The organism is Nonomuraea sp. NPDC049624 (assembly GCF_040675255.1).
In the GTDB taxonomy this organism is placed as follows: domain Bacteria; phylum Actinomycetota; class Actinomycetes; order Streptosporangiales; family Streptosporangiaceae; genus Nonomuraea.
Window position 1 is genome coordinate 52,806 of record NZ_JBFAOR010000016.1, and the last position, 25,759, is coordinate 78,564.

Sequence of the window (25,759 nt, forward strand, 5' to 3'; positions counted from 1 at the left end):
ACCTGAAAGTCCGCCTGACTTCCCGCCTACGCAGGAGGCCGAGGTGCGCGAAGATGGCATCATGACGCCCCGTCAGCGGACGTGCGTCGCCTTGCGGGGCGCGACTACCCAAGTGAGCCGGCGCAGCCATGCACGTTGAGTGATTCTCGTGAGGAGCTTTGTGAGCACGCTCGGTAGTTTCATATGGTCGATCGCCGACCAGCTTCGGGGTCCCTACCGCCCCAACCAGTACGGGAACGTGATCCTCCCGTTCACGATCCTTCGGCGCCTCGACTGCATCCTGGAGCCGGACCGCCAGACCGTCCGATACCTGGCCGCGGCATACGAGAACCCGAACCGGCTCCGGATTGAGGTCAAGAAGGCCACCGGCCGGCCGTTCTACAACACCTCGAAGTACAGCTTCGCCAACCTTCTGCAGGACGCGGACGGGCTCGCAGATAACCTCGTCGACTACATCGATCGGTTCTCCGCCGATGTCGATGTGTTCGAGTACTTCGACTTCAAGAAGGAGATCATCGCCCTAGAGAAGGCCGGTCTCCTGCGCGAGGTCGTGAAGTCCTTCGGCGCCGTTGACCTGCACCCCGATGTCGTGTCCAACGCCGACATGGGGGATGCGTTCGAGTACATCATCCGCAAGTTCAACGAGGCCGCGAACGAGACCTCCGGTGACCACTACACGCCCCGCGACGCGATCCGGCTGCTGGTCGACCTGCTCTTCGCCGAGAAAGACGCCGCCCTGACCGAGGCGGGCATCGTCCGTACGCTCTACGATCCCACCGCCGGCACCGGTGGCATGCTCGCCCTGGCCGAGGAGCACCTGCTCGCGCAGAACCCGGACGCCCGATTGAGCCTGTACGGCCAGGAGTACAACCCGCAGTCGTACGCGATTTGCAAGTCTGACCTGCTCGCCAAGGGCCACGACGCGTCCAACATCGCCTTCGGTAACACGCTCACCGACGACGCCTTCAAGGGCCGCCAGTTCGACTTCTGCATGTCCAACCCGCCGTACGGCGTCGACTGGAAGCAGTACGCCAAGGCCGTCACCAAGGAGCGCGCCGAGGCAGGCCCGTACGGTCGATTCGCGCCGGGCCTGCCCGCCACCTCGGACGGGCAGATGCTGTTCCTGCTGCATCTGGCGCACAAGATGCGCGCCCCCGAAGACGGCGGCGGCCGGGCCGGGATCGTCATGAACGGCTCGCCGCTCTTCAACGGGGCTGCGGAGTCCGGTCCGTCCAACATCCGCAAGTGCCTGCTGGAGAACGACCTGGTCGAGGCGATCGTCGCGCTGCCGACCAACATGTTCTTCAACACCAGCATCGCCACCTACATCTGGATCCTCGACAACACCAAGCACCCCGACCGCAAGGGCCTGGTCCAGCTCATCGACGGCACCGCGTTCTGGACCAAGATGCGCAAGAACCTCGGCTCCAAGGGCCGCGAGATCAGCGACGCAGACCGAGCCAAGATCGTCCAGCTGTACGCCGACTTCACCGACGCCGACCCCGACTACTCCAAGGTGCTCCGCAACGACGAGTTCGGCTACTGGACCATCACTGTCGAACGGCCGCTGCTCGACGAGAACGGCAAGCCCGTCGTCGACCGCAAGGGCAACCGGAAGCCCGACCCCAAGAAGCGCGACACCGAGAATGTGCCCTTCACCTACGGCGGCTCGACCGCCGGTGCCGCGGCCAAGACCGAGGTCATCCAGGCGTACTTCGACACCGAGGTGAAGCCGCACGTACCCGACGCCTGGATCGACTGGGCCAAGATCAAGATCGGCTATGAAATCCCCTTCACCCGCCACTTCTACAAGTACGTCCCGCCCCGCCCCCTCGCCGAAATCGACGCCGACCTGGAGAAGCAGGTCGCCAAGATCCTCGATCTGCTGCGGGAGGTCGAGGGATGACCGATGCGGTCCGCCTTAAGTGGTTGCTTTCGGAATCCGACGTTCGCGCTGGAGCGGCGGCGAAGCGACTTCCGCTTCTGTCGGTCTCGATCAATTGGGGAGTACGACGTCGGGAGGCGTCCGACACCACGACAAGAGCCGCGTCCGAGGACCTGTCCAACTACAAGGTCTGTCGAGCGGGCAACCTGGTCATTAACCGGATGCGCGCATTCCAGGGTGCTCTTGGCGTCGCTGGCGAGGAGGGGATCGTCAGCCCGGACTACGCGGTGCTGGAGGTGGCTCCGCAGGTGGACGCTCGCTGGCTGAACTACTTCCTGACGAGCGAGGCAACCGTGGCGACCATGTCCAGTCTGGTTCGTGGAATCGGTGGAACCGAGGCCGGGAACGTCAGGACACCTCGACTCAACATTAGTGATCTGCTGTCAATGACCGCGCCTCTCGGGTCAGTCACACAGCAGCACGCCATCGCCGACTACCTCGACTGCGAGACCGCCCGCATCGACACGCTCATCGAGGAGCAGCAGCGTCTGATCGAGATGCTCTGCGAGCGCCGTCTGGCGGCGGTCGAGGAGGCGGTGTCCATCGTCGCTACCCGCGGGGCGCGACTGAAGCACATCATTCGATCGGTTCGGCAAGGGTGGAGCCCGCAATGTTACTCGTGGCCAGCCGATGGTGTCGAGACGTGGGCCGTTCTCAAGGCTGGAGCGGCAAACGGCGGTCGTTTCCGCCCGACCGAGAATAAGGAATTGCCGGAGGACGAGGTCCCGCGCCCGGATATTGTCGTAACTCGAGGCGACCTCATCGTATCGCGCGCCAACACCCGCGAACTGGTCGGCAGTGCGGCGGTGGTCGAGGGCGACTTCCCGCGGCTCATGCTGTGTGACAAGCTTTACGCTTTCTCGCTCGATGAGAGCCGAGCCGATTCGCGGTTTGTAGCGGCGGTGCTCGGAAGCCGCAGGTGGCGTGATCTGATCGAGTTGGAGGCAACCGGCGCGAGCCACTCGATGCTCAATATCAGCCAGTCCGACATCGTGAACCTCCCGATGCTGCTGCCTCCTGTGGATGAGCAGCGCCGCATCGTCGCGCACTTGGACGGTGAGACCGCCAAGATTGATCAGCTCATCGCGGAGACGGAACGGTTCATCGACCTCGCCCGTGAACGCCGGGCTGCGCTGATCACGGCGGCGGTGACCGGCCAGATCGACGTACAAGGAGCCGAGTGATGGCCGATCACAACGAGGTCGTCTTTGAGACCGAGATCTGCGAGCACCTCGCGGCCCACGGGTGGCTGTACTCAGCCAACGACACCGGCTATGACCGTGAGCGGGCGCTGTTTCCCGAGGATCTGTTCGCGTGGCTGGAGGCGACACAAAAGTCGGCGTACCAGAAGGCGTTGGAAGCGGCTGGGTCGCAGGGGAAGTTCCTCGACGTACTGACTACGGCGCTCGACAAGCCGCTGGGGCATGGCGGTGGGATGCTGAACATCCTGCGGAGCGGGGTCCAGTACATCGGCGGTGGCCGGTTGAAGATGGCGCAGTTCCGGCCCGAGACGACGCTGAACGAGACGACGAACGCCGAGTATGCGGCGATGCGGGTCCGGGTGATGCGGCAGGTGCACTTCTCGACGGCCGATCAGCGCAGCATCGACCTGGTGTTCTTCGTCAACGGGCTCCCGGTCGCGACAGTGGAGCTAAAGACCGACTTCACTCAATCGCTGAACGAGGCGATTCAGCAGTACCAGAAGCACCGCAACCCCCTGACCAACGGTCGGCGCGAGCCGCTGCTGTCGTTCGGGCACCGTGCGCTGGTCCACTTCGCGGTCTCCAACGACCGAGCTGCAATGACCACCCGGCTGGAGGGCGAGAAGACGCACTTCCTGCCGTTCGACACCGGCTTCGATGATGGTGCCGGGAACCCGCCTGGTGCGGACGGGCGCTCGGCGACGGCGTACCTGTGGGAGCAGGTCTGGGAGAAGCACGCCTGGCTCAACATCATCGGCCGGCTGATGATCGTGGAGACCAAGGAGGAGTGGGACGTCGCGACCGGCACATCGGTGCGCCGCACGAACATGCTGTTCCCACGGTTCCACCAGTGGGAGGCGGTCACGAACATCGTGGCCGCCGTGGCCGAGGAGGGTGTCGGCCGGCGTTACCTGATCGAGCACTCCGCCGGGTCGGGGAAGACGAACACGATCGCCTGGACGGCGCACCGCCTCGCGCGGCTCCACGTCAACGACGAGAAGGTCTTCGACTCGGTCATCGTGGTCGTCGACCGTACGGTGCTCGACGGGCAGCTTCAGGACGCGATCCGGCAGCTCGACGGCAGCGGGAAGATCGTCGCGACGATCAGTCCGGAGGATGTGCGCAAGGCCGGTGCGAAGTCGAAGTCCGGCCTGCTGGCCCAGGCGCTGAAGAACGGCGAGTTAATCATCGCGGTAACGGTGCAGACCTTCCCGTTCGCACTCGATGAGATCCGGGCCGACTCCGGCCTGAAGGGCAAGCGGTTCGCCGTCATCGCGGACGAGGCGCACTCCTCGCAATCGGGGCAGATCTCCTCGAAGCTGAAGCAGGTCCTGACCGCCGAGGAGATCAAGGAGATAGAGGACGGCGGCTCGATCGACGTCGAAGCGGTCCTGGCTGCGGAGATGGCCGAGCGGGCCGAGTCGGACAACATCTCCTACTTCGCCTTCACCGCGACGCCGAAGAACAAGACCCTGGAGCTGTTCGGCCGTAAGGGGTCGGACGGCAAGCCGCGCGAGTTCCACCTGTACTCGATGAAGCAGGCGATCGAGGAGGGCTACATCCTCGACGTGCTCAAGGGCTACCAGTCCTACGAGACCGCCTTGAAGATCGCCGGTAAGGCCGCGAGCGGCGACGACGGCGGCGAGGTCGAGGAGTCGGCTGCGCGCAAGGGACTGATGCGGTGGGTGCAGCTGCACCCGACCAACATCAGCCAGAAGGTGCAGATCATCGTCGAGCACTTCCACGCCAACGTCGCCCACCTCCTGGAGGGCAAGGCGAAGGCGATGGTCGTCACCGACTCGCGCAAGGCCGCGGTGAAGTACAAGAAGGCGATCGACGCCTACATCGCCAAGCGGGCCGCCGAGGACGCGTCGTACAACTACCGGACCCTGGTCGCGTTCTCCGGGTCGGTGTCGATGGCCGAGAACGAGAAGTGGAGCCAGGACTGGGGGCCGGCGCCGTCTAATGACGACGAGTTCACCGAGGCCAAGATGAACCCCGGCGCGGGCGCCGACCTGGCCGCGGCGTTCAAGGGCGAGACGTACAAGATCATGCTGGTCGCCAACAAGTTCCAAACCGGCTTCGACCAGCCGCTGCTCTCGGCGATGTACGTCGACAAGAAGCTCTCCGGGGTCACCGCCGTGCAGACGCTCTCCCGGCTCAACCGCACCCACCGCACCGCCGGCGGGGAGCAGAAGACCAAGACGTTCATCATCGACTTCGCCAACAAGCCCGACGACATCAAGGCCGCCTTCGAGCCGTACTTCACCAACGCCACCCTGGAGACCGAGACCGACCCGTACGTCGTCGTACACCTTGCGAACAAGCTCGCCCAGGCAGGGATCTACACCGAGGAGCAGGTCCGCCAGGTCGCCGAGCTGTGGGTCACCCGCAAGGGCAACAACGCGCTCTCGGCCGCGATCAGCCCGGCCCAGCACGACTTCCGGCGTCGCTACGCGGCAGCGATCGAGGCCGAGGACAAGGTCACGCTCAACACCCTCGATCTCTTCCGCAAGGACGTCTCCACCTACGTCCGGCTCTATGACTTCATGAGCCAGATCGTCGACTACGGCGACCCGTACATGGAGATGCTCTCGATCTTCCTCCGGCTCCTGGAGAAGGTCATCGCCGAGTCCTCCTGGAGCGCCGACGTCGACCTTTCGGACGTGGTCCTGGTAGGCGTGAAGCACAACAAGGCAATCGCGGTTGACATCTCACTGACTGGAGACGGCGAGCTGAAGGGGATCAGCGCAGCAGGCACCGGCACCAAGAAGGAGCCGAAGTACGTCGCGCTCCAGGTCGTCATCGACAAGATGAACGACCTCTTCGGTGCCGAATCGTTCGCCGAGTCCCAGATCCGGGAGTTCGTGCAGGGGCTCGTGCAGCGACTGCTCGCCGACCCGGACCTGGTCCAACAGACCCGGGTGAACTCGAAGAAGCAGTTCATGGAGTCGCAGGACTTCCAATCCGCCGTCACCGAGGCCGTCGCCGAAAACCAGGAGGCGCACAACACCATGGCTGACTACTTCTTCACCGACGGGCCTGCGATCAAAGGGATCATCGTGGCGCTTGCCGACGCGTTCTACGAGCACGCGATTGACAAGGGGGCAGGTCGGCCTGGCTCAGGATCTTGAGGTGTCCCCTCACAGTTCTTTCCGGTTGTTCGGGGTCTTGCAGATCAGACCGTTCGGGGAGCCATAGTTCCAGGTAATCACTCATGGTCCCACACCTCGGCAGTGACTGTGGGGCTGAGTGTCCGAACACTTCATTACGAGTTAGATCACGACCGTCCAGGACCGTCCACGGCTGTCATCCGGGCCTGGTCGAGCGGGGCATATGGATCCCTCGGTCCGCCGTCGTCCAGGTCCGTCCAGACCTCTTGTTAGCACTGGCGTTAGCAAGATCATCAATTGTCGGAGTTGTAGGTCTCGGGGTCGTGGACACTGTTCCAGATCGCCTCGGTCTCGGCGACCTCGCGCTGGCGCTGGCTGTTGAGGTACTCGGGGGTGCCTGGGCCGGCGGACCTGAAGCTCCTCGGCGCTCGGTTTCGCAGGATCAGGCGTGGCGGGCTGGTGCCGCTTCTGACACTTCCCCATGCCGGGCATCGTGAAGAGACCACAGCCCGATGACGAGGCGTTGTCAGACGCTTGTGGCGCATCAGTGAGCGGGTTTGAACTGCTCGGCCACCCGATCTACCTCAAGATCTCCATCGCATGGATCACGTCCGTGACGACAGAGCTAGGCTCGTGCTCCTAGCCGAGCCAGGTACCTCGATCGATCCAGATCGTACGGAGGGAGGCGGCTCGCCTTCGCCAATGTCTTTGACAGGATGATCACCGACCATCCACCCCCAGGGGCAAGAGTCACACCGCACCGATCGGCGGCGATCTCGAGCAGGCCAATATCGGGCTCACGCATTTGAGGCCAACTGAGGCAAACCGTTACACAACACCTAGCTCTATGAAACGGCTAGTACCGCGGCGTGCCGTCGGGATAATAGCCCTCAAAGAATTGGTCAATATGCTCAGGGCAGTAACCAAAGGAAGCCCCATGCTTGCTGAGCTGCCCGCAATGTCTGGTGCGCCCGGTACTGTTTCCAACGTCCCAGCAGCACCGGCCCTCATCGAAGAGCGCTTTCTCGTCTTCAGTCCATCGCTGGGGATGTGTGTAGGGAGTGATGCATTGGTACAGATAGCTCATAAGGTCCACCTCTCTTCGACGGACCTCCGATGGCCCGTCGAACATCCGAACATACTACCGAATCGTTCTGCGCGATCGGCGACACATCGGTGATAGCTCAGTCCTGCGACGCCCTGGGCGTGCAAACCGCCAGATACGGCACGCGTCGCCCTTGCAGGGCGCACATGGTGCTAAGGATGTAACCGCCCGGATATCTACAGGGGCGGGCGGTTCAGGTTAGGTGGATGCAACGACCGAGACGGTCAAACCGATAGCACAGAGACAACCGTTAACGGCTAGGACGGGTTAGTCCTGATTGGTGCTTATGTCCGCAAAGTACCCCCCTCCGTCGTTGCAGGGCAGGGCCGCGCAGGCGGTCGCACGTTTCGGCGAATCCGCTGCTGTCAAACTAAAAGGTGGTGGCCAGCAAGAGGATCAGCTTCGCGCCCCGTTAGAGAGGCTGTTCGAGGATATGGCGGCGGCTCTTGGCGTCTCCGTCACTATGATCGGAGAGATGTCGCTTGCCACCCTTGGCGTGCGGCCTGATTACGCCGTCGATGTGGCCGGCGCCCGGGTAGGCTATGTCGAGCTTAAGGCTCCCGGCCGCGGTGTGCCGACAACTTGGACTCCTAACAAGCACGAGAAGAACCAATGGGAGAAACTCCGGCTGCTGCCGAACGTTCTCTACACCGACGGTGCTTTGTGGGCACTGTACCGCGACGGGGAGTTGATCGGGCAGGTTGCGCGGCTGAACGGTGACGTTCGCAAGGCAGCCGGCAAGCTCACTCCTTTGGATGGCGAGTTCGCCCGCGTCATCTCCGACTTCCTGTTGTGGAAGCCGAACCCGCCCCGGAACCTCCGCCAGCTCGTACGTGCGGTGGCTGGCCTGTGCAAGCTGTTGCGGACAGAGATCATCGAGACGATCGGCCGTGAACAACGGGGTGAGGAGAAACAGAAGGTCTTCACTGAACTCAGCCAGGACTGGCGCAAGCTGCTGTTCCCCGGCCTGACCCACGAAGAGTTCGCCGACGCCTACGCCCAGACCGTCACCTTTGCCTTGCTGCTCGCGCGCGTGGACGGCATCACCTTCGAGGGCCGCACCCTGGGTCAGATCGCTGCCCAGCTCGGCAAGAACCACTCACTCATGGGCAAGGCCTTGGCCGTACTCACCCATGACGCGGTGGAAGGCCGCAGCGTCGTCGTAGAGACCTTGAAGCGGGTCATTGGCGCGGTGGACTGGGACAAGATCAGTGATGGCTCGGCGGACTCCTATCTTCACCTTTACGAACACTTCTTGGACATGTACGACTCCAGTCTTCGGAGAGAGAGCGGGTCGTACTACACCCCCAACGAGGTGGTCTCGTTCATGGTCCGCTTCGTTGACGATATCTTGCGGAGCAAGTTCGGCCGGGAAGGCGGCTTCGCCTCCGACGACGTGGTGGTCGTCGATCCGGCGATGGGGACGGGCACCTACCTGCTCAACATCGTCAACAACGTCGCCCGGACCGTCGAGGAAGAGGAAGGCAAGGGAGCCGTCCCCGGCCAGCTCAAGAAGCTGTTCGGCCGCCTCATCGGGATGGAACGGCAGACCGGACCGTACGCGGTGGCCGAACTCCGGTTGAATCAGGCGCTCAAGTCCGAGCATGGCGCGGAGATCGCCGAGAAGGATCAGAAGCTCTACGTCGCCGACACGCTGGACAGCCCGTTTGAGAACACGCGGCTTGACCTGGGCTCGATGTATGAGCCGATCGTACGGTCCCGCCGTGAGGCCAACCGGGTCAAGCGGGACACACCGGTTCAGGTGGTCATCGGTAACCCGCCCTACCGCGAGCGCGCCAAGGGCTTCGGTGGCTGGATCGAGCAGGGGGCGGAGAACTCGGGCCACGGCGTTCCGCTGAAGGCCTTCAAGGCCGAAGGGCTAGGGAAGTACGAATACGTCCTGTCGAACCTGTATGTGTACTTCTGGCGGTGGGCAACATGGAAGGTCTTCGACGCTCACCCCGAACAGCCCGCGGGCATCGTCGCCTTTATCACCACCTCGGGATATACACGCGGCCCAGGTTTCGCGGGGATGCGGGAATACCTGCGCCGGACGGCTGATGAGGGTTGGATCATCGACCTGTCGCCAGAAGGTCATCAGCCCGATGTACCCACTCGGGTCTTCCCCGGCGTTCAGCAGCCGCTTTGCATCGGGGTCTTCGCACGGTACGGCGAGGGCAATCGGGGAATCCCCGCGCTGATCCACCACGTCAGCCTGGCGGGCAACCGATCCAAGAAGTTCGCGGCTTTAGAGCACCTGCGCCTCGACAGCTCGGAGTGGGTCAATTGTGCGACCGGCTGGACGGATCGGCTTCAACCGCCCGGAGGGGACGACTGGCTCAGTTACCCGGCTCTCGGCGACTTGATGCCCTGGCAGACTCCGGGCGTCAAGCCCAATCGAACATGGGTCTATGCTCCCTCCTCTGATGTGCTTCGTTCCCGGTGGGAACGGCTGATCAAATCCTCCACCGACAGCAGGGCTATCCTTTTCAAGGAAACGCGAGATCGAAGCATCTCCATGCCTCCTTCGCGCCTCCCAGATGACACAGCATCCGATCTTTCTGTATCGCAAGAGAATTCCGTAGATCCGCTTATCAGACAGGTGGCCTATCGAAGCTTTGATAGGCAAAAGATCCTCTACGATCCTCGAGTAATTGACTATGCGCGCCCGCCCTTATGGCAGACAGTCAGCGAATTCCAAGTCTTCATATCTGAATTTCATGCCGAACCTATAGACCACGGGCCGGGGCTGGTCTTCTCTGCCGATGTTCCGGATATGCATTACTTCAAAGGAAGCGGCGGCGGCCGAGTGCTTCCGCTGTACCGTGACCGTGCCGCCGGGGCAGCCAACTTCGCGCCCGGCCTGGTTCGCACTCTCTCTCAACGTCTCGGCTTGGCGGTCTCCGCTTCCGACATGCTGGCCTACATCGCCGCAGTAACCGCGCATGGCTGCTACACCGCCCGCTTCACCGAGGAACTCCGCACTCCCGGCGTGCGCGTCCCGCTTACCGCCGACCTGGAACTGTGGGAGCAGGCCGTACGGCTCGGCCGACGGGTCTTGTGGCTACACACCTATGGTGAGCGCTTCGCCGACCCCTCCGAGGGGCGCCCCGCCGGACCTCCGCGCCCCTCGACTGACCGCGCCAAGGTCCAACGGGCGATCCCGGGCGATGCCGGCTCCATGCCGAACGAGATCACCTATAACCCGGACACTCTGACCCTGCACATCGGCGCGGGGCAGATATCCCCGGTGCGCCCAGAGGTGTGGGCATACGACGTCTCCGGCATGAAGATCGTCAAGAAGTGGTTCGGTTACCGGAAGCAGAAGCCGGCGGGCCGCAAGTCGTCACCGCTCGACGACATCCATACCGAGGAATGGCCTGCGGGGTTCACCACCGAACTTCTCCAACTCCTCCACGTGCTCACCCTCTGCGTGGAGCTGGAGCCCGAACAGGCCGACCTGCTGGACCGGATCTGTGACGGCCCGCTCGTCACCGTGGCGGACCTGGAACAGGAGAACGTGTTCCCCGTCCCCGTCACTGCCCGTAAGCCCCCCGCTGCCGAATCTCCCGACGCACCGACCCTGCTGTGAATGACGCTTTGGAGCGGGCTCGGGAACCTCGGTAATCTTCGGGTCACGTAGCTGAGGCGTTCACGCGTACCTTCCGTCTCCCCGACTTCTGTCGGAGGCTCGCCCTGTTATTCGATGGCAAGTGGACCCGTACCGCAGGGCCGCCAGGCCCGAGGAACGGAAGCCGCGCGGCAGCCTTACGGACAGATCATAAAGGCTGTCGGAAGCGCTCTTACTCAGGGGCTGCTGCTTGGCGACCTCCAGTGCGTGGGCGGCGGCGGTCGCGACCGGCCGAAGAGCCGCAGCGCGGCCGACGACCGCCCAACGTGCGGCGGGCCGCGAAACGGACCGCCTTTAAAAGCGTGGAGAAAGTACTCATCCAAGCGGTGATCATGCGCGTGACCTGCGGTCTTCTCTGCCGCTGATGATCAGGACTTCGTTAGTGCTTGACGCCAGGTCGGAGCCGCGGACTGTAGTCAGCCGATGTGTGGACTCTGCTTCCCGTCTGCCTGCAGGTAGTGGCCGATGCGCAGGCTCATGGAGCGATCCATCCGGTAGCTCGTGAGCTCTTCCCTCGGCACCCAGCGAACTTCGCGGGACTCCGCGCTTGGCGTCGGCTCGCCGCCAACGGCTCGGGCAGTGAGGACGATGGAGAACTCCTGTCGGACCTCGCCGTTGCTGGTGTAGAGGATGATGTGCTTTGGGTCGCTGTAGGTCCCGACGAGCCCTGTGATCTCACAGGCAATCCCGGTCTCCTCAAGCGTCTCCCGGATGCCGGCCTCGGGGATGGATTCGCCGAGATCGATCGCTCCACCAGGGAGGGCCCAGTTGTCGTTGTCGGAGCGACGGATGAGGAGCACGTCTCCGACCTCGTTCGTGACTACGACGTTGACGGACGGAACGAGACTGTTCGCGGCCGGCGCATTGGGGTCGTCGTAGTAGTCGATCCGCCGAGACATGGCTGGGAGCCTATCCGGCTCCTCGCCTCGGCGTCGGACCGTCGGGTTCTCGATCTCAGGCCTCGGACTAAGGGCTGACGATTGAACCCTTGCCAGGCTTGGTGGTGATCAGGTCCTGCGCTCTGAGAGCCTCCATGGCCTTGCGCACGGTGACCCTGGCGACGTCGAACTCCTCCTGAAGCTTCACTTCGGAGATGAGCGTAAGGGGCGGGTAGGTGCCGTCCTTGATGCGCTCCGCCACGACGTTCGCGATCTGCTCCCACTTGTAGAGCCTGGGGTCCCAATCAGTCACAAGACGACTCTAGGTATGGCTCTACGGGCGAGCATAGAACAGCAATTCCTAGGAATGGTGTAGACAGGATAGGACAGGTTGGCCTACGGTGGTCGTATGGCGTCGATGAGCGAAGAGCGTGAGCCTCTCCGGGTGGGGCTCGACACTCAGCGCCGCGACCACCGGTTGGCTGGTGGTGCTCCCGGCGGTTCGCCGTCGCACTTCGCTCATCGGCGCCGCATAGGGGTGCGTCTATGACCAAGCCCTCTTCCTTCCATGGCGTGCATCCTTCAGTCGTGGTCGCTCCAAAGTGCGCGCGGGTGACGTGGTCTGCTTCGGTCCCGCGCGCCGAGCGAGTGCGCGTCCGCTCTCACACTTGTGAGTGCCTCTCGACGGGCTACGAGCTGTGCGCGGCCGGTGGCCTGTACTTCGTGCGTCGCACAGAACGCGGACGCGTCACGCCTCGGGTGATGGAGAGCGCATGGATGGCCATGCGCGAGGCCGAAGCGCTATGGCGTCAGATCTTGAACGGTCTCGCGAGATAGGAGGGTTGGCAGTAGACACGGCGTGTCGCGCAACCCGTGCGCGCTGAGTGAAAACTTCATCACGCTCTGTTTTCGCAGGTCGACGCCGGACCTGCGTTTCCGCACGTCCGCCCACTGGCAGTTTTTCTGCCAGTGATCTGCGCCGCCCGCCTTATCGTCGAGGCAAGCGACGACGAGAAGGAGGGCGGAACACGTGGCAACCGAGCACCTCACCCAGGGCCAGCGCATCGCGCGAGCACGTCACCGCAAGGGCTGGGATCAGGCCACCCTCGCTGAGAAGATCGGCCGTTCCGTCTCCTGGTTGTCGAAGGTGGAGAACGGGCGGCTACCGCTCGACCGGATGAGCGTGGTCGGTCAGCTCGCCGAGGTACTGGGTGTGGAGGTCGCCGAACTTACCGGCCAGCCGTACCGGCACGAGACTGCGGACCTCGACTCTGGGCACGCGGCTACTCCCGCCCTACGGCTCGCACTCCAGCAAGCCACCATGCCCGGCGGGGCAGCGCTCCTCCGCGGAAGAGAACCGCGGACGCTGGACGAGCTGGAGGCGAATGTGAAGCTCGCCGAGCAGCTCCGCCAGGACGCCAAGTTCGCCGCCCTCGGTGATGTGCTGCCGGGCATCATCAACGATCTCACCCTGATCACCGCTGGTTCTGCGACGGATCGTGATCGGGCTGAGGCGCTGATGTTGCGCGCGTGCCACATGGCGCGCGTGTCGTCCAACCTCTTGGGTCATCACGACCTGGGATGGACGGCGGTCCAGCGGGAGCTCGTCGCCGCGCAACGAGTTGGTTCGCCGGATCTGGTGGCCGCGGCGAGCTGGGATCTGTGCGGCGTCTGGCTGCATGAGGCGCAGCTGGATCCGGCAAAGAGTGCGGCGCTGTCGGCGCTCGATCAGATCGAGCCGCATGTAGGGGCGGACGACAGGATCAAGGCGATGTGGGGTGCGCTGCACCTGCGGGCCGCCGTCGCCTACTCCCGGCTGTGGGATCCGAGGGAGGCCGAGAATCACCTTGAGGAGGCTCGGCGGGTCGCCGATGTCCTGCCGAGGGACGGGAACGTCTTCCAGACTCAGTTCAACCGGGTCAACACCACCATTCACGCCGTTGAAGTCAGCATGGAGCTGGGGCGGCCCCGTGAAGTGATCACGCGGGCGGAACACGTAGAGATCGCCGAGATCGCCTCGTCTGAGAGGCAGGCACATTACTGGACCTGCACAGCAGCGGGATACCACATGAATCGCAAGGACAACGAGGCGGTGGACGCGCTGCTCCGCGCGGATCGCATAGCACCTCAGCACGTCCGCAACCGTCCCATGGTCCGCAACATCGTGCGTGACCTCAGAGACAGCAGCCGGCTTCATCGCCAACGCGAGCTGCTCAACCTCGCCAAGGCGATGAGGCTGCCCTGACCAACCTACGGTGAGCCATCCCGCGCAACGGTTCCCCCATCAATCAGACACCCGGACCGAATGGGGAAGTATTCGTGGGTCTCAATGAGATCGAACGGCAGATCTTGATACGTGAGCTCGCGGAGATCGCAGCTGAGCTGGCCGACCTCCAGCGGCGCGCTGTCGAGATCACTGCTCGGGTCGAGTCCGAGCGTCTAGCTCATCCAGCCTGACCGTCAGCTTCTCCATGTGCTGGCGGATCTCCCGCAGCTGATCGGACAGGATGCGGAACTCCTCGCTGTGCTCGTCAGCGGGGGTCGGCATCTCGCCTTCGGGGGTCCGGATGACGAAGCTTCCGGCCCCCTGCCGGGTCTCGATCAATCCTTCCTCGCGTAGGACGGCGAGGGCGTTTCCGATGGTCATCATGGCGACGCCGTACCGCTCGGACAGCTCGCGAGCTACGGGGAGCTGCTCTCCCATGGCATACCGGCCGGAGGCTATGTCACGCCGGATGTCCTCGGCGATGCGCAGGTACGGCCGGCGCCGGTCGGTAGGTGCCATACCCACACAGTATCGGTTCTAGATGCCTAGGTCTCCAGGCAACTTGTTAACAAACTCGCGAGGCAACTTAGCAATGTCGGTTTACAGAGCTAGATACCTAGGTATCTTTGTAGGTAGCACAGTCACTACTCAAGGAGATCACTCCATGCGCACCGTCCCCATCCCTGTGGACACCAGCAAGCTCACCATCACCTGCGTGAAGGCCCCGCGTCCGCGGGTGCTGAACAAGGACACCGGCGAGATCAAGACCGACAAGCACGGCAACACCGTCTTCGAGGTCACCGTCTCGGTCGAGGACGAGTTCGGCCGGATCGAACTCGTCAAGATCGGCACCTCGGGGGAGCCGCCCATCACCGCCGGGCAGCAGCTCAACCCGGTCGGCCTTCTCGGCTACGTCTGGGAGATCGCAGGCCGGTGGGGCATCGCCTACCGCGCCTCGGCACTCCTGCCCGCTGCCGGGGAGGACCTTCGTGTCTGACTCGCTTCGCCTGGTGCTCGGAGTCCTGGCCGCTGCGGCGGCCGGGCTCTGGGCCTGGCGCCGCTGGCACTACCCGTCGTTCTGGCTGGTGCTCGGCTATCCGCTGATGGCACTGAGCGTCCGTGCCTCCTGGCGTAAGGTCGCCCTCGGCTGCGGGCTGACCAAGAAGCGGCAGCGCTGGTGGTTCACCACCGTCCCCGGCCTCATCTCCTCGACCGGCATCGTCCGCGTCAAGCGCCGCTTCCAGCGCGTCGCCGTCGACACCAAGCCGTTCATGTGGCTGCCCAAGCCCACCCGCTACGGCTGGTGCGTCACCATCCACACCCTTGAAGGGCAGATCCCGGGGGACTACGCCGACGCCGCCGAACGGCTCGCCCACTCCTGGGGCGTCCACGCGGTCAGGGTCTCCTCGCCACGTCCGGGCCGTGTGGTGCTGGCGGCAACGATGCGTGACCCACTGGTCAAGGTCGATCCCTTCCCGGCCTCGACCGAACTGCTCAAGGTGACCGTCGGCCGGCTGGAGACCGGCGGCCCGTGGGTCATCGACTTTCGCACCGTCCCGCACTGGATGAACGCCGGAGCCACCCAGTCCGGTAAGTCCAACCTCGCCAACGCTCTGGTGCAGGGCCTCGCCCCACAGCCGGTCGCACTCGTCGGGTTCGACCTCAAAGGGGGAGTCGAGTTCACGCCCTACTCGCCGCGGCTCTCCGCGCTCGCCACCACCCGCAGGGAGTGCGTCGTCCTGCTGGAAGACCTGGAAGAGCTGATGGCCGACCGGATGACGCTCTGCCGTACGACCGGCGCCCGCAACATCTGGCAGCTACCGGACGACCTGCGGCCCGTGCCCATCGTGGTCTTGGTCGACGAGCTGGCCGAGCTGTACCTGATGGCCGACAAGTCCGAGAAGGACGAAGTCGCCAAGACCTCCACCGCGCTCCTGCGGGTCGCCCAGCTCGGGCGGGCCTTCGGCATCTACCTCTTCTGCTGCGGCCAGCGCATCGGCTCCGACCTCGGCCCCGGCGTTACCGCGCTCCGTGCCCAGTGCTCCGGGCGCATCTGCCACCGGGTCAACGACCCGGAGACCGCGACCATGACCCTCGGCGACCTCGACCCAGCGGCGCTGGACTCCGCCCGCGCCATCCCAGCCGAGACTCCTGGTGTCGCGATCGTCGCCTCCCAGGACGGCCAGTGGTACCGCGCTCGCTCCTTTTACGTCAGCGAGCAAGCCGCCGAACACGCCGCCCACACCTACGCAGACCGCACCCCGTCATGGGCGGAGCTCACCGGCGCGGACTACTCCGAACTGCTCGGCACCATCCCTGAGCCCCGAAAGGGCTGAACCGCGATGCGACACCTCGCCGCCTGGCTCCTCGACACCGGCCCTGTCCTCGTCCTGGCACTCATCGCGGGCGCGGGTTCGTTCACCCACATTCGCGACACCGCCGCCCAGCACGGCCAGACCGGCTGGATGTCCTGGGCAGTCGCCGTCTGCATCGACCTGACCTGCGTCATGGCCGCCCGCGAACGCCAGCGCGACAAGAAGACCGGACGCCGGCGGCGCGGTCTGGTGTCTTGGCCCGTCCTCGTCCTGGCCGGCGGGATCGTCCTGTCGCTGGCCGCCAACCTGGCCCAAGCCGAACCGTCCCTGTGGGGCCGGATCACCGCCGCGACTCCCGCGGCTGCCTTCCTGATGGCCGTCTCGATGCTGGAGCGGCGGGCCTCGGAAGCCTCTCCGCAGGACGTCCCGCAGACGTCCCAGGTCACGGTGTCGGCGTCCGTTCCCGTCCCTGGCCGTCCCGAACTCGTCCCCGCCGACGAGAGCAGTAGCGAGGACGCGCCTGCGCCTGCGCCTGCCCTCCTCGACTACGCCCGGCGCGTGGCCGACGAACACCAGACCAAGCACGGCAAGCCCATCACCCTCGACGCCCTACGCGCCCGCCTGGGCGTGTCCAACCAACTCGCCTCCGACCTGCTCCGCATCCTGCAGACCGCCTGAAGGGATCACCATGCACGACCGCATCAGCCTCATCACCGGACTCCGCGCCCTGGCCGCCTTCCTGGAGAGCAACCTCGAGATTCCCGTGACCCATCCGCGGATGGTCCTACACGAGTTCCCCAAGCACGGCCCCGACACCGCGATGTGTGCCGACGTCGACAAGGTCGCCGCGCTGCTCGGCACGAAGATCGACCCCCACCACAGGCCGTATGGCCACTACTCGACCGGCCTGGACTTCGGCCCCGTCCGCTACGAGTACACCGCCATCCTGGCCACCGCCCGCGCCCGCCACGACGCCGACGACAGCTACCGCGGCTGCATCGACCCCGCCTAGGAGGAACCACCATGCGCATCCGACTCGAAGGCAACCGCGCCGAGATCGCCCTCGGCATGATCCACCTCCGCGAGACCTTCACCGTCACCGCGATGTCGCGCGCTTACCCCGACCGCGCCCGGCCGCGCAACTACCGCGTCTACGTCACGATCATCCCGCGCAAGATCCGATGACCACCGTGAACGAGCTGGCCATCCACTACCAGTGCTGCACCTGCAACGGCACCGGCCTCGACGGTGACCGTGACACCTGCCGCGACTGCCACGGCACCGGAATCGACAACCACGGCGCATAACCGCCGGACCCCCTCACCTGGCCACACAACCGCCAAGTTCCGCGCCAGGTGAGGGGCCATCCCAGCCAGACCACATCCGGATAGGACGGAACCCATCTTGCCCCACCCACATGCCATAGCCGGGATCATCACCCGGCTACACGATCCGAACTACGACCGCTGGGCCCACCAGATCAAGCGCACCGGCGGCTGCCGCCAGCCCATCCACCTGCGCGGCAAGGTCGAACACTATGACCGCGCTACCGGCCAACTCCTACACCGCTACAGCACCTGCCGCGAGCCTGACGGCGTTCTGCGGGTTTCGTGCAAGACCCGCCGGGCCTCCCGCTGCCCGGCTTGCGCTGAGACGTACCGTGCCGACACCTACCAGCTCGTCCGGGCCGGCCTCGTCGGCGGTAAGGGCGTCCCAGAAACGGTCGCCGCACACCCGGCACTCTTCGTCACGCTCACCGCTCCCTCCTTCGGAGCTGTGCACGTCCGCCGGGAGAAGAACGGCAAGGTCCTGCCCTGCCACGCCCGCCGGGACGCCGAGACCTGCCCACACGGACAGGTCATGTCCTGCACAGCCCGTCACGCATCCGATGATCAGCGCCTCGGCGAACCGCTCTGCCCTGAGTGCTACGACTACGAGAGCTCGGTGCTCTTCAACGCCGTGTCACCGGAACTGTGGCGCCGCTTCACCGAAGCCCTCCGCCGACGCTTCGCGAGGATCTGCGGGCTCACGATGCAGGAACTGCGTGAACAGCTCACCGTCTCTTTCGCCAAGGTCGCCGAATACCAGCGCCGCGGCGTCGTCCACTTCCACGCCGTGATCCGCCTCGACGGTCCCACCGGTCCGGCCTCACCGCCGCCAGCGTGGGCCACTGCTGACGTCCTGGAACAGGCCGTCCATCACGCGGCCGGCGCGGTAACGGTCGAGGTCGAGCCGCTGACCCGCGTCTTCCGCTGGGGCACCCAGCTCGACATCCGCCACATCACCATGAACGGCGATCTCACCGAGCAGGCTGTCGCCGCCTATATCGCCAAGTACGCCACCAAGGCCGCGGAGTGCGTGGGCACCCTCGACCGGCGTGTCCACACTCTCGACGAACTGGCCCTGTTCCCGCTGCGTGAGCACGCCCGCCGCCTTATCGCCGAGTGCCTGACCTTGGGCGCCCGCGACGACCTGGCCGACCTACGGCTCACCCAGTGGGCCCACATGCTCGGCTTCCGCGGCCACTTCTCCACCAAGAGTCGCCGCTACTCCACCACCCTGGGCGCCCTCCGTGCCGCCCGCGAGGAACACATGCGCGCAGAGGACATCACCACCGGGCGCCTGCCGCTCTTCGAGGAGGACACCGTCCTCGTCATCGCCCACTGGCAATACGCCGGCAAGGGCCTGTCCGCTGGAGATCAGATCATCGCCGCGGCTCTCACCGGCACGCCCCTCTCGTACGCGGGAGGTGATCCTCGATGAGCCGGCAGGACAAACTGCTGACCATTCCCGAGGTCCTTGAGGAACTGGGCGGTGTCTCCCGTCGAACCTTCTACCGCTGGCGCGAACTCGGCCGCGCGCCGGTCTGTATCCAACTCCCCAACCTCGAACTCCGCGTCTGGCGGAGCGACCTGATGGCCTGGCTCGACTCGCGACGGGAGGCAGCGTGAAGACCACATACGACGTAAAGCTCGGCGGGGTCCAGCATCGCGCGGACCGTGCGACACCGGCCTACATCGCCCGCTGGAAGGTGGCGGGCAAGGCGAAGTCCAAGAGCTTCCGGACCAAGGGCCTGGCCAACGCCTTCCTATCCGATCTACGTCAGGCCGCCAAGGCAGGGGAGGAGTTCGATGTCGCCACCGGCCTGCCGGTGTCGATGCTCGCCGACGGCTCCTCTGGGCCGTCGTTCCTGGAGTTCGCTCAGTCCTACGTCCTTCGCCGCTGGCGCACCAGGGCGGCCCGAACCCGTGAGACGGACGCGTACGCGCTCCTGTCGCTGGTTCCCGCTCTGACGGCTGAGGTGCCGGGCCGTCCCAAGCCCGAGGAACTGCGGGAAGTCCTCAAGGTTCATGTGCTCCTTCCAGATGAGCGACGGGCTAACCTGACCGCGGCTCAAGCCGTGGCCTTGAGGTGGTTGGAGAAGGCTTCGCTTCCGTTGACGGCATTGGGCGATGCGGCGGTTCTCCGCGTGGCGCTCGATGCGATCTCGGTTACCTTCGCCGGCGGGCCGGCGGGAGCGAACACGGTACGGCGTAAGCGGGCCATCCTCCATCACCTGCTGGAGCACGCGGTAGAGCAGAAAGTGTTCGGCACCAACCCGCTCAACGAGATCAAATGGACTGCGCCTAAGGCCGTCACGGTCGTGGATCCCCGTACCGTGGTCAACCCGACGCAGGCGAGGCAACTCCTCGACGCCGTGTCGATGGTGGGTCGCAAGCGAGGGCCCCGACTCAAGGCGCTGTTCGGCTGCATCTACTACGCCGCGCTTCGGCCGGAGGAGGCGGCGGATCTCCGAGCGAACAACTGCACCCTGCCCGAGTCGGGATGGGGCCTGATCGTTCTGGAGCGAGCGAGGCCCCAGGGCACCAAGCGATGGACGGACTCAGGCGAGACCCACGAGTCCCGGAACCTGAAGCACCGGGCGGACAAGGAAACGCGAGAGATCCCGATCCCGCCGGTGCTTGTCGCGATGCTTCGCGAGCACATCGCCGAGTACGGCACGGCCAAAGACGGCAGGATCTTCTGCACGGGTACGGGCGGTGCCTACTCCAGTTCGGCGTACTCCTACGTCTGGCAAGAAGCCCGAAAGCTCGCTTTGACCCCTACGCAGGTGGCGACATCGCTCGCTGCTCGGCCGTACGACCTCCGCCATGCGGCGGTGTCGCTCTGGCTTAATGCTGGTGTGTCAGCCCCCGAGGTTGCCAAGCGCGCTGGGCACGGCGTTGACGTCCTGCTTCGGGTCTACGCCAAGTGCATGGACGGCCAGCAAGAACAGATCAACGGAAAGATCAACATCGCTCTCGACGTGTAGATACGCTGCTCTGGGCCCTGGCTGTGGCCGGGGCCCACAGTTCCGCACCTTTGCAGCCGAGATTGAAAGGCGGGAGGCCGCCGAGGTCGTCGATGGCGAACGAGGTAACGGTCTTGCCCGCGTCGACTGCGGCTTGGCCGAGGGCCTCGGTGAAGTGACTCCTTCCGGTGCCGGGGGCCCCTGGATCCTCCACAAAGGTCACTTGTGCCTCGGTGCCGCAGTCCGAGCTGGTTGATGCGTTCCCGCCCATCCACCCGGCACTTGTCGTAACGCAAAGGCCGAGTCCATTGAGCCAGCGATAGATATTCAGTGCGGCTGCGGCGGCATCCAAATCTTCTGCGGATGATCAACTACGCCGGTCCGCTGGCTGTCACCGGGGGATCGTCACCGACGTTACCTGTGGCATTAACGAACGGAACCTATCGTGCCATGACTAGGCCCATTTCGAAGATCCTGCCTAAGCGCGATAATGCTCGGTATGACTGCACAACGGTGGATGGTGGCGGGAACGGCTGCGCTGGTCGCGATTTTGTCTGTGGTGTTCGCAATCTCGGGATGGGACCAAGCCGATAAGATCGCCTCAGTGGTCTCGGCCTTAGTTGGAGTGGCTGCCCTAGGGTTCGCCGTGTGGACGACCTGGCCTGCGATCTCGGGGGGGAGTGTTCACGTTTCGCACACCGGTCGAGCCACGGCTGGCGGTGGCGGCAGGGCCAACACCGGTCTGTCGGGCCGGGCAGATGCGATACCGGGCAGCGTGCGAGTGCAGCGAACAGGAGAGGCGAATGCGGACGGCGGGGACGCCAACACAGGTGTCGAACTCACCTGAGCCGCAGGAGACTCTTGAGTGAAAGCCACCGTACGAAACAGCGGTGACGCGTCCGGCGGCCCCGGCAGCTACGTCAATACCGGCGTCCACCACGGGGACGTGTACTTGTCGGGCGCGCCGATTGCGCGCTCGGCGTACCGCGAACAGGTCGAGCAGATCTTCCCCTGGCCGCTGGTAGGACGTGAGGCTGAACTGGCGGAACTCGCGGCGTTCTGCACCGGTGACCACCACGACGGCGGTTACATGTGGTGGCAGGGGGAAGCGTGGGCCGGTAAGACCGCTCTAATGGCCACGTTCGTGCTCCATCCGCCACCCAATGTCAGGGTGGTGTCATTCTTCATCACCGGACGCTACATCGCACACAGCGGCTGTCGGGTGTTCCTTGATCTGGTGATCGAGCAGTTGGCCGAACTGCTGGGACAGCCGATGCCGGCGCCGCTCAACGAGGCTACGCGACAGGGCTGGTTCGCCCGGCTGCTGAAAGAGGCAGCCGCAGCCTGCCTGCACCGTGGTGAGCGGTTGGTGCTTGTGGTGGACGGACTGGACGAGGATCGCGGCGTGATGGTCGGACCGGACGTGCAGAGCATCGCGGCGCTCCTACCCGCCATGCCCGCGGACGGCCTGCGGGTGGTGGTGACCGGTCGCCCCTATCCGCCAGTGCCGTCCGATGTCCCTGCGCGGCATCCGCTACGCGATCCGTCCATCGTTCGGATGCTGAAGCCGTCGCCCGAGGCTGAGGGGATCAGGGAGGTCGCCGAACGCGAACTCGATCGCTTGCTGTTCGGCACGGACAGTGCACGCGACCTGCTCGGATTGGTGGTTGCCGCCGGTGGCGGCCTTAGCGTCAATGACCTGGCCGAAATCGCGGGATTGGCTCCCTTCGTGGTAGACCGGCAACTCAGGGCAGTCTCCGGCCGGACGTTCACCAGCCGGGACAGCACCTGGCGGTCCCAAGGGAGCGGCAAGGTTCTCATGCTGGCGCACGAGGAACTCCATTCCACCGCGATCGACGCGCTGGGCGAGGTAGCTCTCGGCGGCTACCGCGAGCTCATCCACGCCTGGGCTGACGGTTACCGTGCCCGGGGTTGGTCAGCCGGGACGCCGGAATACCTGCTGCGCGGCTACCACCGAATGCTGCTCGCGACCGGCGATCTGCCACGCCTCGTCGCCTGCGCCACCGACCGCGACCGGCTGGACCGCATGCTCGACATGAGCGGAGGGGACGCGGCAGCGTTGGCGGAGATCGTCAACTGCCAGGACGTTGTCTGCTCGCAGGAGAACGCTGACCTACGGACGATGCTGGTCCTCGCCAGGACACGCGAGTTTCTGGCCGATCGCAATGCTCATATCCCGACCGGCCTGCCGGCGGTCTGGAGCGCGCTCGGCAATCACACCCGCGCTGAAGCGCTCGCACACTCGATCACGGACCCCTATCGGCGCGCTTTGGCGCTGTGCGAACTGGTCGACGCCCTGGTTAGGGCTGGCTTATCCGACAAGGCCGCCGAAGTAGCCAGCCAAGCCCATATATACGCCGCCACCATCGACGACCCGGATTACCGTGTCAAGGCGTTGAGCACCGTGGTGCAGGCCTTCGCCCAAACCGGACAGGTTGACCAAGCCCTGCACGCCGCGTACGAGGGCGAGGCGACGGCCGACGACATCACCATGCCGTATTACCGCAGTGTCGCACTGACCAGCTTGGCCGAGGCTCTCATTGAGATCGACCAGCGAGACTACGCCCTGAAGGTGGCTAGTCTGGCTGGCGCGTCCGCCGCTGCCATCGACCATCCAGATCCCAGAGCCGCCGCTTTAAGCGGTCTCGCGGGCGTCTTCGCTCAGGCCGTACAGCTTGATCAGGCGCTGCGCATCGCTCACCAGGCAGAGACGAACGCTCGCCAGATCGGCGACCCGCAACCTGAAGGTGCCGCGCTGAGTACGCTGGTGGGCGCTCTTGCCCAGGCAGGGCAGTTCGAACGCGCCGAGGCGCTGGCCCGCACCATCACGGAGCCCCGCTTCCTCGTCGAGGCTCTGAGCCGCCTAGCCTACGCTCATGCCAGAGCAAGCCGGTTCGAATACGCGCTGTTGCTTGCCATCGAAGCAGAGACGGCCATGCACGCCGTCGCTGACCCGTACCTGGCTTCGGCACTGAACGACCTGGTCGTTGTCTCGATCCAGGCAGGGCGGCTGGAGCATGCCGAAGTGCTCGCTCGCGCTATCTCCGACGCGGGTTCCCGGGCCGATGCCCTGAGCAGCCTGGCCGGCGCCCACGCCCACGCCGGACATCTGGAGCACGCCCTAGACTTGGCTCACCAGGCTGAGACCACTGCCCGAGACATCGTTGACCCCTATAGCCAGGCCGAGGCGCTGAGCGTACTGGGAAGCGCACTAGTCGACGCCGCGCAACTCGATCGCGCTCTTCGAATTGTGGAGCAGGCAGAAACGGCCGTTCGCGACATCGCCGAACCCGCCTCTCGAACCTGGATGCTGATCAGGTTGCTCGGGCTGCTGGCCCGCGCCGGGCAGCTTGCGCGCGCCGAGGGCCTGCTTCTGCTCATTGAAGAACCCGATATGCGAGCTAGGGCATTGGGCCAATTGGCTAGCATCCTGGCTGACGCCGGTCAGCGTGATCATGCTCGACGCATCGCACAAGAGGCCGAAACGGCCGCCTGTAAAACCTCTGACCTGAGCATTCGTGGTCAGGTGCTCCGGAATCTGATTCACGTCCATTGGTCAGTGGGAGACCCGGCCCAGGCCATCGCACTCGCTCACCGAGCCGAGACGACCGCCTGCGATATTGCAGAGCCAGATCCTCGAACTGTAGACCTGAGTGCCTTGGCAGGGGTCCTGGCCGACATTGGGCAATTTGACCTCGCTGCACGCGCCATCCAGCAAGCCGAGTCGGCCGCCCGTGAGATTGCTGACTCGGACACACGGGACGTGACGCTGGTCAACCTGGTGCGGCCGCTGGTGCGGTTGGGATATCCGAACCGAGCCGAGTCTTTGGCTAGTACCCTCGCTGAGCTGGATGTTCGCCTGAGGGCGCTGACTGATTTGGCCTGTGAGTCGGCCGACCTGGGGCTGCTTGATCTCTCTGCTGCGACAATTCACCAAGCCGAAGCGATCGCCACATCATTCACCGACATGTACCTCCGTGACATGGCGCTGAGCTTCTTGGTCGACCCGCTTGCCAGGGCCGGGCAACTTGACCGCGCCGAGTCCTTGGCTCGAGACCTCGTCGACCCTCAACTACGAGCCGATGCCATCAGCACGGTCATAGTCCATGCGGACGCCCAGAGGGCGCATAGCCTGACAGTGTGGGCGTTGACTTGTGTGAGATCCGACGCGCTCTTGGAGGTCATCGCCAAGATAGACCCCTCGGCGATAGCAGGCATCACCTAGCTGCTGTGCTCGAGCTGTCGAGGTTGAAGGCAGGAGTCACGGAGGATCGCGAGTAAGCGGTGGCGGCGGTCAAGCCGTCCAACCGGCCCTGTTGGCATTGCATCCGCTTCAGCTTTGGTCTTGGTCACCACGGCGAGTTGGTTGATGTTGTGGGGGGCCAGGTTGGCCAGGCTGCGTTTGAGCACTGACCAGATCTGCTCCACCCGGTTGAGTTCCGGGGGTAGGCGGACAGTGAAACACCGTCAGCGAGGCACTGCAGGCCTGGATGTAGGCCGCCATCGCCTTGGACGGTGCCGGCGGTCGTTGTCCCCTCCATGGCCCGATGTCTTGGGTAGCTAGTCGTCATCATCTTCGTCTTCGCCGAAGCCTGCGATCCATTCGTCGATGTACTTTGCTCCTTCCTCGGCGAGGACCACGGTCTCCCGCGGGGCAGGATCGAGGGAATCAAACACGTTGTCGGGGTCAACCGGCTTGCCGGGACTGACCAGATAGCACGACAGTCCGGTGCTCATCTGGCGCAGCATCGAGGAAACGAAAGCGTTCCGGCGGAATCTGTTGCACAGCAGGAGCAGACCTTGTCGCTCTAGCTCCCGTCTCAGCTCCATCAGTGTTTCTTCGAAGTCCACCGACGATCGGAACACCAGGGGCGGAACGTTCTCTCGGTCGAAGCGGAGCTCGCATATGTCGTCATCCTCGATGTCTCGCAAGGTCACCACGCATGGCAGGCGTGACTCGTCTGCGAGGTTGACCGCTTCGAGTCGATACAT

Annotated in this window: 19 protein-coding genes; 15 read left to right on the plus strand and 4 right to left on the minus strand. The window is 64.7% G+C overall.

Annotated features, from left to right (window positions below; all coding sequences use genetic code 11):
* The first annotated feature begins 160 nt into the window (after positions 1-160).
* The 4 genes from AB0J76_RS43675 to AB0J76_RS43690 all read left to right on the plus strand — a co-directional run bounded on the left by AB0J76_RS43675 (position 161) and on the right by AB0J76_RS43690 (position 10,957).
* Positions 161-1,906 (plus strand): class I SAM-dependent DNA methyltransferase, encoded by a 1,746-nt coding sequence (locus tag AB0J76_RS43675; RefSeq protein WP_364393300.1) that lies wholly within the window; start codon positions 161-163, stop codon positions 1,904-1,906.
* Positions 1,903-3,129 carry a hypothetical protein gene (locus tag AB0J76_RS43680; protein WP_352320201.1) on the plus strand — a complete coding sequence of 409 codons (1,227 nt, stop codon included), beginning with the start codon at positions 1,903-1,905 and terminating at the stop codon, positions 3,127-3,129. Before AB0J76_RS43675 ends, AB0J76_RS43680 begins: the two co-directional genes overlap by 4 nt.
* Positions 3,129-6,281 carry a DEAD/DEAH box helicase family protein gene (locus AB0J76_RS43685; protein ID WP_352320203.1) on the plus strand — a complete coding sequence of 1,051 codons (3,153 nt, stop codon included), beginning with the start codon at positions 3,129-3,131 and terminating at the stop codon, positions 6,279-6,281. The genes AB0J76_RS43680 and AB0J76_RS43685 overlap by 1 nt, the downstream gene beginning before the upstream one ends.
* A 1,559-nt stretch (positions 6,282-7,840) precedes the next feature.
* Positions 7,841-10,957: a type ISP restriction/modification enzyme gene (locus tag AB0J76_RS43690; protein ID WP_352320205.1), complete on the plus strand. Its 3,117-nt coding sequence runs from the start codon at positions 7,841-7,843 to the stop codon at positions 10,955-10,957.
* Positions 10,958-11,412: 455 nt separating this feature from the next.
* On the opposite strand, the gene AB0J76_RS43695 is transcribed toward AB0J76_RS43690, so the two are convergent.
* A complete protein-coding gene (locus AB0J76_RS43695; RefSeq protein ID WP_352320206.1) occupies positions 11,413-11,895 on the minus strand; it encodes an NUDIX domain-containing protein in 483 nt (160 codons plus the stop codon).
* 67 nt (positions 11,896-11,962) lie between these two features.
* Positions 11,963-12,187 (minus strand): winged helix-turn-helix domain-containing protein, encoded by a 225-nt coding sequence (locus AB0J76_RS43700; protein ID WP_352320208.1) that lies wholly within the window; start codon positions 12,185-12,187, stop codon positions 11,963-11,965.
* A 717-nt stretch (positions 12,188-12,904) separates the two neighbouring features.
* Here AB0J76_RS43700 and AB0J76_RS43705 point away from each other — a divergent pair.
* The gene (locus AB0J76_RS43705; RefSeq protein WP_352320210.1) at positions 12,905-14,119 is read left to right on the plus strand and encodes a helix-turn-helix transcriptional regulator; all 1,215 of its coding nucleotides are present in this window, start codon (positions 12,905-12,907) and stop codon (positions 14,117-14,119) included.
* 168 nt (positions 14,120-14,287) lie between these two features.
* Here the strand turns inward: AB0J76_RS43705 and AB0J76_RS43710 are convergent, their stop codons facing one another.
* Positions 14,288-14,659 carry a winged helix-turn-helix domain-containing protein gene (locus tag AB0J76_RS43710; RefSeq protein ID WP_352320212.1) on the minus strand — a complete coding sequence of 124 codons (372 nt, stop codon included), beginning with the start codon at positions 14,657-14,659 and terminating at the stop codon, positions 14,288-14,290.
* Between the two features lie 145 nt (positions 14,660-14,804).
* On the opposite strand from AB0J76_RS43710, the gene AB0J76_RS43715 reads away from it, so the two are divergent.
* The 10 genes from AB0J76_RS43715 (at position 14,805) to AB0J76_RS43760 (ending at position 24,992) form a co-directional block, all read left to right on the plus strand.
* Positions 14,805-15,137 carry a hypothetical protein gene (locus tag AB0J76_RS43715; protein ID WP_352320214.1) on the plus strand — a complete coding sequence of 111 codons (333 nt, stop codon included), beginning with the start codon at positions 14,805-14,807 and terminating at the stop codon, positions 15,135-15,137.
* A complete protein-coding gene (locus AB0J76_RS43720; RefSeq protein ID WP_364393307.1) occupies positions 15,130-16,476 on the plus strand; it encodes an FtsK/SpoIIIE domain-containing protein in 1,347 nt (448 codons plus the stop codon). The genes AB0J76_RS43715 and AB0J76_RS43720 overlap by 8 nt, the downstream gene beginning before the upstream one ends.
* A 6-nt stretch (positions 16,477-16,482) precedes the next feature.
* On the plus strand, positions 16,483-17,133 hold the full coding sequence (locus AB0J76_RS43725; RefSeq protein ID WP_352330612.1) for a DUF2637 domain-containing protein: 651 nt from the start codon (positions 16,483-16,485) through the stop codon (positions 17,131-17,133).
* A gap of 10 nt (positions 17,134-17,143) precedes the next feature.
* Positions 17,144-17,467, plus strand: a complete 324-nt coding sequence (locus AB0J76_RS43730) for a hypothetical protein (RefSeq protein ID WP_352330613.1) — start codon at positions 17,144-17,146, stop codon at positions 17,465-17,467.
* A gap of 11 nt (positions 17,468-17,478) precedes the next feature.
* Positions 17,479-17,640 carry a hypothetical protein gene (locus AB0J76_RS43735; protein WP_344578961.1) on the plus strand — a complete coding sequence of 54 codons (162 nt, stop codon included), beginning with the start codon at positions 17,479-17,481 and terminating at the stop codon, positions 17,638-17,640.
* Positions 17,637-17,762, plus strand: a complete 126-nt coding sequence (locus AB0J76_RS43740) for a hypothetical protein (RefSeq protein ID WP_344578959.1) — start codon at positions 17,637-17,639, stop codon at positions 17,760-17,762. Before AB0J76_RS43735 ends, AB0J76_RS43740 begins: the two co-directional genes overlap by 4 nt.
* A 97-nt stretch (positions 17,763-17,859) precedes the next feature.
* A complete protein-coding gene (locus AB0J76_RS43745; RefSeq protein WP_352330614.1) occupies positions 17,860-19,218 on the plus strand; it encodes a replication initiator in 1,359 nt (452 codons plus the stop codon).
* Entirely contained in the window at positions 19,215-19,406 is a 192-nt protein-coding gene (locus tag AB0J76_RS43750; protein WP_352330615.1) for a helix-turn-helix domain-containing protein, read from the plus strand. The genes AB0J76_RS43745 and AB0J76_RS43750 overlap by 4 nt, the downstream gene beginning before the upstream one ends.
* Positions 19,403-20,767 carry a tyrosine-type recombinase/integrase gene (locus tag AB0J76_RS43755; protein ID WP_364393314.1) on the plus strand — a complete coding sequence of 455 codons (1,365 nt, stop codon included), beginning with the start codon at positions 19,403-19,405 and terminating at the stop codon, positions 20,765-20,767. Before AB0J76_RS43750 ends, AB0J76_RS43755 begins: the two co-directional genes overlap by 4 nt.
* An 844-nt stretch (positions 20,768-21,611) precedes the next feature.
* Positions 21,612-24,992, plus strand: a complete 3,381-nt coding sequence (locus AB0J76_RS43760; protein WP_352326233.1) for a hypothetical protein — start codon at positions 21,612-21,614, stop codon at positions 24,990-24,992.
* Positions 24,993-25,327: 335 nt separating this feature from the next.
* Here the strand turns inward: AB0J76_RS43760 and AB0J76_RS43765 are convergent, their stop codons facing one another.
* Positions 25,328-25,759, minus strand: a complete 432-nt coding sequence (locus AB0J76_RS43765; protein WP_352326232.1) for a hypothetical protein — start codon at positions 25,757-25,759, stop codon at positions 25,328-25,330.

Coding starts and splice junctions, on each gene's coding strand:
- AB0J76_RS43680 (WP_352320201.1), top strand. CDS start 1,903: ATGACCGATGCGGTCCGCCTTAAGTGGTTGCTTTCGGAATCCGACGTT.
- AB0J76_RS43685 (WP_352320203.1), top strand. CDS start 3,129: ATGGCCGATCACAACGAGGTCGTCTTTGAGACCGAGATCTGCGAGCAC.
- AB0J76_RS43690 (WP_352320205.1), top strand. CDS start 7,841: ATGTCGCTTGCCACCCTTGGCGTGCGGCCTGATTACGCCGTCGATGTG.
- AB0J76_RS43695 (WP_352320206.1), bottom strand. CDS start 11,895: ATGTCTCGGCGGATCGACTACTACGACGACCCCAATGCGCCGGCCGCG.
- AB0J76_RS43710 (WP_352320212.1), bottom strand. CDS start 14,659: ATGGCACCTACCGACCGGCGCCGGCCGTACCTGCGCATCGCCGAGGAC.
- AB0J76_RS43715 (WP_352320214.1), top strand. CDS start 14,805: ATGCGCACCGTCCCCATCCCTGTGGACACCAGCAAGCTCACCATCACC.
- AB0J76_RS43725 (WP_352330612.1), top strand. CDS start 16,483: ATGCGACACCTCGCCGCCTGGCTCCTCGACACCGGCCCTGTCCTCGTC.
- AB0J76_RS43730 (WP_352330613.1), top strand. CDS start 17,144: ATGCACGACCGCATCAGCCTCATCACCGGACTCCGCGCCCTGGCCGCC.
- AB0J76_RS43735 (WP_344578961.1), top strand. CDS start 17,479: ATGCGCATCCGACTCGAAGGCAACCGCGCCGAGATCGCCCTCGGCATG.
- AB0J76_RS43740 (WP_344578959.1), top strand. CDS start 17,637: ATGACCACCGTGAACGAGCTGGCCATCCACTACCAGTGCTGCACCTGC.
- AB0J76_RS43750 (WP_352330615.1), top strand. CDS start 19,215: ATGAGCCGGCAGGACAAACTGCTGACCATTCCCGAGGTCCTTGAGGAA.
- AB0J76_RS43765 (WP_352326232.1), bottom strand. CDS start 25,759: ATGTATCGACTCGAAGCGGTCAACCTCGCAGACGAGTCACGCCTGCCA.